Raw genomic sequence first — 12850 nt, forward strand, 5'->3', positions numbered from 1 at the left:
TTACATTTTAGATTAACATCTCTCTGCTAGAATGAAAAGATAAAACTTCCTAAAAGGCTATTTTAGGAAGTCTGAGAAATTTAATTTTCAGCGACAGCTTTCGCTAAGGCAAAATTACCGATGGTAGCTGAAGCATTGTCTGCTACTGCAGGGGTAACAATATAGTGGTTCAAATCTGGTACTGGAAGATAGCCATTTAACAAATCGGTGAACTTCTCATGAACCCGTTTGACCATATGTTCTTGAGCCATAACGCCACCGCCAAAAACGATAACTTCTGGGCGATACAACATGGTAGCCTGCAAGGCTGCTTGAGCAATATAGTAAGCTTGAACATCCCAAATGTCAGAATCAATCGGAATCAATTCTCCCCGAGTTCCGCTTCTAGCCTCCAAGCTTGGTCCCGCTGCCATTCCCTCAAGGCATCCCTTATGGAAAGGACAAACCCCTAAAAAACCTGAATCCACATCACTTGAATGTGGCATAACATAGGTATGTCCTGCTTCTGTATGCCCTAGACCTCCAATAAATTGGTTTTGTTGAATAGCACCCGCTCCGATGCCCGTTCCAATGGTGTAATAAACGAGGCTATCAACGCCAGGTCGTAACAATTTCTCGCCAAAAGCTGAACTATTCACATCTGTGGTAAAGTATATAGGCAAGCCTAGTTCTTTAGAAATAGGACCAACGATATCACAATTAGCCCAATAAGGTTTTGGAGTTGTCGTAATATAGCCGTAGGTTGCAGATGATTTATCCATATCAATCGGACCAAATGATCCAATTGCAATAGCTGCTAAATCATCACCGAAAGATTTGAAATAAGCTATCGTTTTTGCTATTGTCTCTTCTGGTGTCGTGGTGGGAAATTGAACCTTATCGACAATATCAAAATCTGTATTACCCACTGCACAGACAAACTTAGTGCCGCCCGCTTCTAAACTTCCATATAATCTTGTCATATTCACCCCTCATTTATTGTAACCGTATTCTTAAAATCTATTATAGGGAAATGCTAAGCTGAAATCAAGAGCCTTTCTTCGCCTTTGAAAATGCTTTTACGACTAATAAAGGGCTAAACATTTAGCCCTTTATCTCTAGCGATGAAGTGTCATAATGTCTTGACCAACAAAAAGATTTCCTTCAGCTTGAATCCTAATTGATTGATAGTCCGAAGCATTGGTTAGAATAACCATGGTGGTATCTTCTAAACCAGCTTCTTTAATTTTAGTTGATTCAAATTCTCCTAACAAATCGCCTTTTTTAACATGTTGACCTGCTGTAACCTTTGATTTAAAGCCAGTTCCAGCCATTGAAACTGTATCAATGCCGATATGAATTAAAAGTTCAGCCCCTTCATTAGATCTGATAGCAAAAGCATGTCCTGTTTCGAAAGCAACTTCTACTTGTCCATCTACAGGAGAATATACCGCATTACCACTTGGGATTACGGCAAAACCTTGACCCATGGCACCAGAGGCAAAAACCGGATCATTAACTTCTTCAAGGGTAATCACTTGTCCGTCAAGTGGTGCATAAAGAACTTCTTCTCCTTTATTTTCACTGACAGCGACTGGCATAGGTTCAGACTTTTTTACAGAAGTACCTTCTTTCTCGTCCTCAAAACCAAAGAGATAGGTTAAGGTAAATCCGGCAGCAAATGATACAGCTACCATGATAAGGTATGGAAGTAATTGACCATTAAGGTAGAGTAGGGTTCCAGGAATAATGGTGATCCCAAAACCAGTTGCCGCTAAAGGAAGCAACGATGCTGTCGCACCACCAATGGCACCCGCAATAAGTGATAAAAAGAAAGGTTTACGGTAACGTAAATTCACACCGAAAATAGCTGGCTCAGTAATTCCTAAGAAAGCGGAAAGGGCTGCTGGAAAAGCAAGAGCTTTCAGTTTTTTATTCTTAGTCTTCACACCCACTGCAACTGTTGCTGCACCTTGTGCTGTCATAGCGGCTGTAATAATAGCATTAAAAGGATTTGAACCATCATGAGCAATTAATTGTGATTCAAGCAAGTTGAAGATATGGTGGACCCCTGAAACAACAATGATTTGGTGAACACCACCAATTAAGAAACCAGGAAGACCAAATGGAAGATCAAGAACGGCTTTTGTTCCAACGAGAATATAGTTTTCAACCACGTGGAATACTGGACCAATCACAAATAATCCTAGAATGGACATTACAAATAAGGTAACAAATGGTGTTACTAATAAATCCAAGACTTCAGGAACATACTTCCGGACAAATTTTTCAAATTTAGCCCCGATGATACCAATAATAAATGCTGGTAATACTGATCCTTGAAGACCTACTACCGGGATAAAACCAAAGAAGATTGTCGGTTTAATATCGCCTCCAGAAGCAACTGCCCAAGCATTTGGCAATGACCCAGAAATGAGCATAAATCCAAGGACAATACCGATAACAGGATTACCACCGAAAACGCGGAAAGTAGACCAAACGACTAAAGCTGGAAGTGCAATAAAGGCAGTGTCTGTTAAAATTTGAGAATAAACATTTAAATCATTTGGTAACGTAATACCAAGTGCTCCAAGTAATCCTCGAAGTCCCATAAACAAACCAGTTGCTACAATAGCTGGAATGATTGGTACAAAGACATCACCAAATGTACGAACGGCACGTTGGAACCAATTTCCTTGTTTTGCAGCTTCGGCCTTCATGTCATCTTTTGAAGAGGTTGGTAAGCCAAGAGCAACCACTTCATCATAGATTTTATTAACAGTACCTGTTCCAAAAATCATCTGATATTGACCAGAATTAAAGAAAGCGCCTTTTACTTTTTCAATGTTTTCAGCTTTTTCCTTATCAATCTTTGACTCATCAAGGACCATTACACGCAGACGGGTCGCACAGTGGGCAACACTTTTTACATTGTCTCTGCCACCTAGTGCTTCGATAACTTCTTTTGCAATTTGATTATTATCCATCTCTGGAAAATCTCCTTTTCTTAAATATGATGAACCGTTTTCATCTCTTGCTTATCATTTTAGCACGATTTTATTTTATGTCAAGCGTTTGACATAAAAAATATTATATCTGCTTTTTATGTTGATTTTTAGAAGGAAAACGTTTAGTATATATACTATAAAGTCAGCTAAAGGAGTTTCATCAATGGAAATCGCACAAGAGGTTCGCTATCGTCCCTATCAGGATTGGACCCCAGAAGAAATCAAAATCATTTCAAAGAATGTAGCCTCTTCACCTTGGCATGCATCTTATCATATTGAGCCCAAAACCGGATTATTAAATGATCCTAATGGTTTTTCCTATTTTAACGGTCAATTTCATCTTTTTTATCAAAATTGGCCTTTTGGAGCAGCCCACGGCTTAAAGCAATGGGTACACTTAGTTTCCGATGATCTACTTCATTTCAAAGAGACAGGAATAAAATTATTACCCGATCACAAGCACGATAGCCATGGGGCCTACTCTGGTTCAGCTTATGCTGTAAACGATAAACTTTTCCTCTTTTATACTGGAAATGTTAGAGATGAGAATTGGGTCCGCGACCCTCTTCAGGTTGGTGCATATCTTGATGCCAAAGGACAAATCACCAAGTGTGAATCTGTTTTAATTCAACAACCTGACGACGTTACCGAACATTTCAGAGACCCTCAAATCTTCAATTATAAGAATCAATTTTATGCCATTGTTGGTGCACAGGACTTAAATAAAAAAGGTATGATCAAGCTTTATAAAGCTATTAATAACGATGTTGAAAACTGGACCTTCGTTGCCAACCTAGATATTGGACGAACTGCTAGCGAATATATGATTGAATGTCCCAACCTTGTTTTCATAGATGAGAAACCAGTACTCATCTATAGCCCTCAAGGACTTTCCAAAGCAGAATTAGCATATGACAACATCTACCCAAACACCTATCAAGTCTTCGACGCCTTTGATCCCGAAAAGGGCAAACTTCTTGGTGGTACTGACATTCAAAACCTTGATTTTGGGTTTGAAGCCTATGCCACTCAAGCCTTTAATGCACCTGACGGAAGCGTTTTAGCCGTGTCATGGATTGGTCTACCCGACATTCACTATCCTACCGATTCTTTTGACTATCAAGGAGCCCTAAGCTTGGTCAAAGAACTTACCTTAGAAAATGGACAAATCCATCAATTCCCAGTCTCATCGGTAAAAAGCTTGCGCCAAAATGCTGAAAAAATTCAAAACAAAAGTAAGACCAGCAATTGTTACGAATTAGAGCTGCGCATTAAAAGAAATGAAAAGGCACAACTCCAACTCTTCTCTGATGAAAGCACTAAAACAGGACTTTTGATGACAATCGACACCAAAGAAGGGAAATGTGTCATTGATCGCAGTCAAGTTGGCCAACAGTATGCTTTGGAATACGGTAGCTGCCGCTCTTGCCAAATACCACAGGAAGATGTTACACTTAATATCTATGTAGACAAATCCATCATTGAAATCTATATCAATCAAGGACAAGCAGTCTTAACCAGCCGTGTCTTCCCAGAAAATGAGGCAAGTGGCATTCAGATTCTTTCTGGTGATATTGACGGTTACTATTATGAATTGAGGTAAATACAGTGGTCGCTAAACTTACTGATGTGGCAGAATTAGCTGGTGTAAGTCCAACTACCGTTTCACGAGTGATTAATAAAAAGGGATACCTTTCTCAGAAAACCATTGATAAGGTAAAAAAAGCGATGAAAGAGTTGGGCTATCAACCCAACAACCTAGCCAGAAGCTTACAAGGAAAATCAGCCCAATTAATTGGACTCATTTTTCCAAATATCAGTAACATCTTCTATGCTGAGTTAATTGAGTATTTAGAGATTGAACTCTTCAAAGCCGGTTATAAAACCATTATCTGCAACAGTGAACACGATCCTCAAAAAGAAAAAGAATACCTGGAGATGTTAGCAGCCAATCAAGTTGACGGCATCATCTCATCCAGCCACAACCTTGGAATTGAAGATTACGAGCGCGTTGAAGCACCTATTGTTGCTTTTGATAGAAATCTTGCACCCAATATTCCAATCATTTCATCGGATAACTTCCAAGGAGGAAAATTGGCGGCACAGACCTTGCAGAAATATAAATGCCAAAAAATCATCATGATTACAGGTAATGACAACTCAGACTCACCAACAGGACTTCGACAACTTGGATTTTCCTATCAACTCAAAAAAACAGCTGAAGTCATCAAGCTCCCTAACCATCTCTCAACTATCAGACGTGAAATGGAAATTAAATCAATCTTAGCCAGCCGACAACCCGATGGCATCTTTGCTTCGGATGATTTAACAGCAATTTTAATCATGAAAGTTGCAACTCAACTGGGTTTAAATGTACCAAACGACCTGAAATTAATAGGCTATGACGGTACTCGTTTTATCGAAAATTATTTTCCACAATTAACAACAATCAAACAACCTATTGAAGAAATAGCTAAATTAACTGTTGAAGTTCTGCTTAAAAAAATCGCTAAAGAAAAGACTAGCAAAGATTATATCTTACCAATCACCTTATTACCTGGTTCGAGTATTTAGCCAAAAAAAAAGAATTCTCAATAACGAGAATTCTTTTTTTATTCAGAATCTGATACAAACTGACTCAGCAAACCGTTTATAAATTTAGCTGACGTTTCATCAGAATATTTTTTAGCAATTTCAATAATTTCATTCAAAGCCACACGGTCAGGAGTCTCTTCGAAAAATTTAATTTCATAGAGGCCCAGGCGTAACATGGTTCTATCTGTTAAAGTCAAACGTTCAATAGACCAACCCGCTTTTAAGTGCTCTTTGATAATGGCATCAAGCTCATCTTTATGATTAACAACTCCATTAACCAAGGTTAATAAAAATGCTGGGATATCATGTTCTTGATCAGAAACCTTATCATAGTCATAGGCAAACTGTGAGGCGCTTAGAAAATCGCCTCCGTGTTCCATATTAAATAGAGCTTGAAAGGCACGTTCACGTAAATCTCTTCTTGAATTTTCAAAACTATTAGTCATCCAAGAAATCCTCTTCAAAAAGTGATTTCAAGTCTGGTTTAGGTGTTTTTTCAGGAACAATACCTTCAACATGAATATTAACGGAAGAAATGGTCACTTCTGCCATATCATAGACAGCTGCTTTGACTGCTTTTTGAATAGCCATTGAGACTGTTGGTACTTTTACGCCATATTGAAGATAAACATAGATGTCAGCATTAACTGTACCATCTTCTTCCGTACGTAAGTAAACCCCTTTACCTAGACTAGCTTTATTGAAAGAGTCTGACATTTTTTTGTTATGAAGTGAATAGACTCCTTCAACTTGAGTTGCAGCAATCCCAGTTATTACTTCAAGAACACGAGGTGAAATAACAATTTCACCAATATTTTCACTTAACATAGCAATTCCTTTCTTTTCTCAACGGACAAGCTGACAAAATGATTAAGCACGAGAAACGTAAGTACCTTCAGCAGTGTTAATGACCAATTTTTGTCCTGCTTCGATAAAGTCTGGAACGTTAACCACTAAACCTGTTTCAAGAGTTGCAGGTTTTCCGGAACCTGTAACAGTCGCCCCTTTGATAGATGGTTGCGTTTCTGTAACAGTCAATTCAACAGTAGTTGGAACAGTTACACCAATCACTTCTGAACCGTAAAATTGGATTTTAACATCAGAATTTTCCAAGATATAAAGCAATTCTTGCTCAACATTTACGACTGGAATTTCATATTGATCATATGTTTCTGTGTTCATGAAGTAAGCTGTGTCGTCCATTTTATATAAATATTGTGCTGGAACAGTCTCGATAATAGCTTGTTCAAATTTTTCATCAGGACGGTAAGTCGTATCAAAAGTAGAACCTGTACGAACATCACGTAATTTCATACGCATGATTGTGTTCCCTTTTCCTGGTTTGTGGTGACTTGCTTCTAATACACGGATTAATTTCCCTTCAGATTCAAAAGTCATACCTGCTCTAAGCTTACTTGCTTCAATCATTATTTATTACCTCTTACTAAAATATTTATCATCTCATTTTACCACAAAAGATAGCTTTGCTCAAATCTTTTATAAGCATTTTATAAGCCTTAAACATTGAACTTTAGGAGTTTTTTATCTCTTGGTCTCCAAGTACGATTGTTGGGACATCATGTTGTACATAGGCCACTCCTTTTTTCTCCATCAATTCAATTGCAAAAGGGTGAGGTCTATAATGGGCTTTATAAGTTATTTTTTTGATACCAGCTTGGAGTAAGGCCTTGGTGCAGTTGATACATGGAAAATGCGTCACATAAATTTCTGTTCCATCTGTTGAAATACCCTCTTTAGCACACTGTATTAAAGCGTTCATTTCAGCATGTACGGTTCGAATACAATGCCCATCCTCCATATAATGCCCGGCTTCATCACAGTTATCCGTTGCGGAAACCCCACCATTATATCCTGTAGCTATAATTCGGTTGTCTTTGACAAGTACCGCACCAACATAAGCTCGGTCGCAGGTTGACCGTTTGGAAATCAATTCGGCATTTGCCATGAAATAATCTTGCCAAGATAATCTTTTTGTCATGCTTTTTCCTCTCTTGTCCTTTGTAAGAATCATCTACTTAAATAACAATTAATTCTTTTGGGGCTAAGGTTAGGATCCGACAGCCATTTTCTGTGATCACCAAATCATCTTCAATCCGTAGTCCATAGCGGCCATCGATATAAATGCCCGGTTCATCTGTAACAACCATACCAGCTTTTAAGACTTGGTCTGATTTTGTGAAAAATGGATTCTCGTGGATGTCTAATCCGATACCATGTCCTATCCCGTGTGTGAAGTTTGACCCATAACCAGCATTAGCAATGACTTCACGCGGAACAGCGTCATAATCACTATAAGTCATCCCTGCGCTAGCTTTTGCAATTAAAGCTTCATTGGCTTTTAAAACGATATCATAAATCTCGCGCTCTTGATCCGTTACCTGACCGACATGAATAGTTCTTGTCATATCACTCACATAATGGTTGTAATAGCAACCGAAATCCATGGTTAAACTGTCTCCGTTCTCTATTACTTTATGGCTGGCACGTCCATGAGGCATGGCAGAACGCTCTCCAGAAGCTACGATACTTTCGAAAGAAAGTCCTGATGCTCCATAGTGTCGCATCCTAAAATCTAAGAAATTCGCCACTTCTATTTCGGTGGTTTGTCCAGCTTTAATAAAGTCAAGGACGTCTATAAAAGCTTTATCTGTGATGCGACAAGCTTCAGCAATAGTCTCAATTTCACTATCATCCTTAATAAGACGTAAGGTTTCTACAAAACCTGATTGGGGAAGTAAGTCTATTTTGGGAAGCTGATTTTGGAGAGCTTGATAGAATGAAAAAGTTACTTCTTCTTCGAATCCCAAAGAATTGATGTGGTCAGTTTCTAAGAAATATGCCACAATCTTGAGAGGCTCACGACTTTCAATGATGTCGAAACCTTCCACGCTAGCCTTTGCCATTAAAGCATAGCGAGAATCTGTGATAAAGACACGACGGCTAGCTGTAATCAAAACTGTTGCAGCGGTACCAGAAAAACCTGTCAAATAGTAAATATTGGTTAAATGAGTAATTAAAAGAGCTTCTATCCCCTTTTCTTTCATCAACTGTTGACACTTACGAACACGTTGCTCTAAAAAACCTATCATAATGAGCTCCTTTTGCTTTGAAAAAACTACTTTAAGTTTACCATGATTCAAAGGGATTTGAAAGATAAAAAGGAGCTCCTAAGAGCTCCTGTCTGAACTTATCTTATTAGTGAACGGATTGTCATTAGAATTCTGTAAACAGGTCACTTCATTTGAATAGACAAAACTTCCTCTTTTCAGTCTAGTAAACGCTTGTGGTTACTGTCTCTGATTTGCGGTATTGCTGAGATGATATTATTATAGTTTTGCTTTCAAATATCGTCCAGTATAACTTGAATCTACTTGGGCAATTTCCTCTGGTGTCCCAGTGGCAATGATTTGACCTCCACCAACGCCACCTTCCGGTCCTAAGTCAATAATATGGTCCGCGGATTTAATCACATCGAGATTGTGTTCTATCACTAAAACCGTGTTGCCATCATCCACAAAGCGTTCTAAGACAGTCAAAAGTCTTGCAATATCATCGGTATGAAGTCCTGTTGTTGGCTCATCAAGAATATACAGGCTCTTACCTGTTGAGCGCTTGTGTAATTCACTCGCAAGCTTCATGCGTTGCGCTTCACCACCTGATAAAGTTGTTGCTGGTTGCCCCAAAGTCACATAACCTAGGCCGACATCTTTGATGGTTTGGATTTTTCGTGCTATTTTGGGAATAGCAGCAAAAAATTCTAAGGCATCATCAACTGTCATATCTAGCACTTGAGCAATATTTTTCTCCTTGTAGTGAACCTCTAGTGTTTCAGAATTGTAGCGTCTTCCATGACAAACTTCGCAGGGAACATAGACGTCAGGTAAGAAGTGCATCTCAATTTTGATAATCCCATCGCCAGAACAAGCTTCACAGCGCCCACCTTTTACATTAAAAGAAAAACGACCTTTTTTATAGCCTCGAATTTTGGCTTCATTGGTTTGCGCAAATAAATCGCGGATATCATCAAACACACCAGTGTAAGTTGCGGGATTTGAACGTGGGGTTCGTCCAATCGGGCTTTGGTCAATATCTATCAAGCGATCTACATGTTCAATACCTTCAAAAGATTTGTATTTTCCTGGTTTGTCTGAATTTCGGTTTAATTTTTGAGCAACTACTTTTTTCAAGATACTGTTTACCAGTGTTGATTTTCCAGAACCTGAAACACCTGTTACTGCTATAAATTTTCCTAGTGGAAAACGAACGTCAATGTTTTGAAGGTTATTTTCACTAGCACCTTTTATTTCTAAGAAGCGTCCATTTCCTTGTCGTCTTTTCGTTGGAACTGGAATACTTTTTTTCCCAGATAAATAGAGGCCTGTAATCGATTTTTTATTTTTAGCGACTTGTTTAGGTGTTCCAGAAGCTATAATTCGACCACCAAATTCTCCAGCCCCTGGCCCAACATCAATCAGCCAGTCAGCCTGCATCATGGTATCTTCATCATGTTCTACGACAATCAAAGTATTTCCTAAATCACGCATTTTCTTCAGACTCTCAATTAAACGATCATTATCTCTTTGGTGTAAACCAATGGAAGGTTCGTCCAATATATATAAAACACCAGACAGGTTAGAGCCAATTTGTGTCGCCAAGCGAATCCTCTGACTTTCACCACCTGATAATGTGCCTGCAGAACGTGATAGGGTTAAATAATTTAAACCAACATTATTTAAGAAGGTCAAACGATCATGAATTTCTTTTACGATAGGTTTGGCAATCGTTTCTTCATTTTCAGTCAAGACCAGACTTTCAAGCATGGCTAAATGATCTGAAATGGATAATTCGGAAATCTCCCCAATATGTGGTCCCTTTTCACCACCAACATGAACACACAAGGCTTTATCATTGAGGCGATAGCCATGACAAGTCGTACACGTCAAGGCATTCATATAACCTCTCATGACATTCCTAGTATACTCGCTGTTTGTTTCATGGTAGCGTCTGTTAATATTGGTGACCACTCCTTCAAAGCTTATATCAATATTTCGTTCACCACCAAAATCATTAACATAATGAAAATGAAACTCACGGTCTCCTGAACCATATAAAACCAGCTCTTTGTCTTTATCACTTAAATCTTGATAAGGAGTATCTAAATCCACACCAAAAGCTGTCATGGCCTGTTCCAACATCGTCGGATAATAATTCGAAGAAATGGGATTCCATGGTGCTATGGCTCCTTCCCTTAGAGTTTTACTTGGATCGGGAATAACCAAATCCATATCGACTTCTAGCTTAATCCCTAAACCATCACAGGTTTCGCAAGATCCAAATGGTGCATTGAAGGAGAAAAGACGAGGTTCTAATTCTGGCACTGTAAAACCGCAGATTGGGCAGGAATAATGTTCGGAGAATTGTAGCTCATTGCCGTCCATTGTGTCAATAATCAGATAGCCGTCACCAAGTCTCAGCGCAGCTTCAATCGAATCAAAAAGACGACTTCGAATACCTTCCTTATTCACAAGTCTGTCGATAACCACTTCGATATCATGCATTTTACTTTTAGAAAGTTCTGGAACTTCCGTGATATCATAAATCTCACCATCCACTCTAACGCGTACATAGCCATCTTTTTGAATTTTTTCAAATACGGATTTGTGTTGACCTTTTTTTCGGCGTACAATTGGCGATAAAATTTGCATGCGCGTTCGCTCTGGCAAAGCGATAACCTGCTCAACGATTTGTTCCACTGACGATGCTGTAATGGCTCCATGACCATTAATACAATAAGGTGTTCCAACACGAGCATACAAGAGACGCAAGTAGTCGTTGATTTCTGTTACAGTACCTACTGTCGAGCGAGGATTTTTACTAGTGGTTTTTTGATCAATGGAAATCGCTGGACTTAGGCCATCAATAGAATCCACATCAGGTTTTTCCATATTTCCTAAAAATTGGCGAGCATAAGCCGACAGACTCTCCACATAACGTCTTTGACCTTCTGCATAGATGGTATCAAAGGCTAAGCTAGATTTTCCTGATCCTGACAATCCAGTGACAACCACTAATTTATCACGCGGAATCTCCACATCAATATTTTTTAAATTATGAGCTCTCGCCCCGTGTATAATAATTTTATCTTGCATATAATTTGTGACTAAGCACTCCTTCGTTAAACTTTCCTTTATTATATCAAAATTTTCTAGTATAATTGATTTTTTAACTTGGCACAATTGCCTATATAATAAGGTTTATGAGTGTTCAGAAAAGTCTATTTTTCGTTTTAGCTTCCATTTTGGCTTGCTAAATTGCATTAATTGCCGTTTCGAAGTATGTGACGGCTTTTTTTGCGCTTTCTTTTGACAAGTGAGAATAGGTATCCATAGTCATAGCTAAAGTAGAATGGCCAAGACGGTTTTGTAATTCTTTATATTGGATACCTGAATTTAATAACAAGCTTGCATGGGTATGTCTGAATGCATGGAAACCAGTAACATCAACACCAGCCATTTGATAATGTTTATTCACCCTTTGGCGCAATGCTGAATGATCAGGATATAAATCAATAAAGTTTGAAAAGATTAGTTTTTCACTTCTTCCAAGTTTCCAAGCCTCTTGGGTTTGTCTCTTTTTGTATTCTTTCATCATGGCCACTGTGTTTTTATCAATATCAATAATTCTGTTACCTGATTTTGATTTAGTACTGTTTATCTTTCGGTAACTATTGACTGTTTTTGTTACTGAAATATATGAATTACTAAAATCAATATCTGACCACTCTAAAGCCAACGCCTCACCTATTCGGCAACCAGTGGCTAATAAGAACTTGTATAGGGTAATATCATAAAGATTTTTATAGATCCTAACATCTAAACCGTCAAGATATGTTAGAAACTTTTTCAACTCTTTATTATCAAGATAATTCAACTTTTTATCTTTTGATATTTTTCTAGGCAGAACAACATCACGCGCAGGGTTATTCAAAATTACCTGATTAATCACTCCATATTGAAGTATTCTCCTATTCATGGAATGGAGTATCCCAAAATTTGCGAAAGCATTCTTTTTATTATTATTGTCCCTATCGGCATAATCATTAAAGACTTGCTGAATGATAGGGGTTGTCAGTTTATCAAGCTTGTAATCTCCAAAATGTTTGAGTAGATGATTATCAAGCCTGCTCCTAGTGGCGATAAAATGATTGAGTTTAGATTTCTATTCTATTATTGTTTTAGGATTGATAT

Annotated in this window: 11 protein-coding genes and 1 pseudogene; 2 read left to right on the forward strand and 10 right to left on the reverse strand. The window is 38.3% G+C overall.

Features of this window, described 5'->3' with window-relative positions:
- Positions 1–80: 80 nt before the first annotated feature.
- Together scrK and DQM95_RS08440 are read right to left on the reverse strand one after the other, a co-directional pair.
- Complete coding sequence (scrK, locus tag DQM95_RS08435; protein WP_037592726.1) at positions 81–962, reverse strand: fructokinase ScrK; 882 nt, start codon at positions 960–962, stop codon at positions 81–83.
- A gap of 135 nt (positions 963–1097) precedes the next feature.
- Positions 1098–2966 (reverse strand): sucrose-specific PTS transporter subunit IIBC, encoded by a 1869-nt coding sequence (locus tag DQM95_RS08440; RefSeq protein ID WP_037592725.1) that lies wholly within the window; start codon positions 2964–2966, stop codon positions 1098–1100.
- A 184-nt stretch (positions 2967–3150) separates the two neighbouring features.
- Here DQM95_RS08440 and DQM95_RS08445 point away from each other — a divergent pair, with 184 nt between their 5' ends.
- Both DQM95_RS08445 and DQM95_RS08450 read left to right on the forward strand, forming a co-directional pair.
- Complete coding sequence (locus DQM95_RS08445; RefSeq protein WP_111685999.1) at positions 3151–4590, forward strand: sucrose-6-phosphate hydrolase; 1440 nt, start codon at positions 3151–3153, stop codon at positions 4588–4590.
- A gap of 5 nt (positions 4591–4595) precedes the next feature.
- On the forward strand, positions 4596–5561 hold the full coding sequence (locus DQM95_RS08450; protein ID WP_015911853.1) for a LacI family DNA-binding transcriptional regulator: 966 nt from the start codon (positions 4596–4598) through the stop codon (positions 5559–5561).
- Between the two features lie 38 nt (positions 5562–5599).
- Here the strand turns inward: DQM95_RS08450 and nusB are convergent, their stop codons facing one another.
- The 8 genes and pseudogenes from nusB to DQM95_RS10230 form a co-directional block, all read right to left on the reverse strand.
- Complete coding sequence (gene nusB, locus DQM95_RS08455) at positions 5600–6028, reverse strand: transcription antitermination factor NusB (protein ID WP_015911854.1); 429 nt, start codon at positions 6026–6028, stop codon at positions 5600–5602.
- Positions 6021–6410 (reverse strand): Asp23/Gls24 family envelope stress response protein, encoded by a 390-nt coding sequence (locus tag DQM95_RS08460; RefSeq protein ID WP_015911855.1) that lies wholly within the window; start codon positions 6408–6410, stop codon positions 6021–6023. The genes nusB and DQM95_RS08460 overlap by 8 nt, the downstream gene beginning before the upstream one ends.
- A 42-nt stretch (positions 6411–6452) precedes the next feature.
- Positions 6453–7010 carry an elongation factor P gene (efp, locus tag DQM95_RS08465; protein WP_015911856.1) on the reverse strand — a complete coding sequence of 186 codons (558 nt, stop codon included), beginning with the start codon at positions 7008–7010 and terminating at the stop codon, positions 6453–6455.
- Positions 7011–7113: 103 nt separating this feature from the next.
- Entirely contained in the window at positions 7114–7581 is a 468-nt protein-coding gene (locus DQM95_RS08470; protein WP_037592724.1) for a deoxycytidylate deaminase, read from the reverse strand.
- Positions 7582–7618: 37 nt separating this feature from the next.
- Complete coding sequence (locus DQM95_RS08475; RefSeq protein ID WP_037592723.1) at positions 7619–8692, reverse strand: M24 family metallopeptidase; 1074 nt, start codon at positions 8690–8692, stop codon at positions 7619–7621.
- Positions 8693–8929: 237 nt separating this feature from the next.
- Positions 8930–11752 carry an excinuclease ABC subunit UvrA gene (uvrA, locus tag DQM95_RS08480; RefSeq protein ID WP_037592722.1) on the reverse strand — a complete coding sequence of 941 codons (2823 nt, stop codon included), beginning with the start codon at positions 11750–11752 and terminating at the stop codon, positions 8930–8932.
- Positions 11753–11909: 157 nt separating this feature from the next.
- On the reverse strand, positions 11910–12635 hold the full coding sequence (locus tag DQM95_RS08485; protein ID WP_230081944.1) for a tyrosine-type recombinase/integrase: 726 nt from the start codon (positions 12633–12635) through the stop codon (positions 11910–11912).
- A 75-nt stretch (positions 12636–12710) separates the two neighbouring features.
- Positions 12711–12800 (reverse strand): annotated as a pseudogene (locus DQM95_RS10230) (tyrosine-type recombinase/integrase); the annotation flags it as partial.
- Between the last annotated feature and the right edge of the window lie 50 nt (positions 12801–12850).

It is taken from the genome of Streptococcus uberis (assembly GCF_900475595.1).
GTDB classification, from domain to species: domain Bacteria; phylum Bacillota; class Bacilli; order Lactobacillales; family Streptococcaceae; genus Streptococcus; species Streptococcus uberis.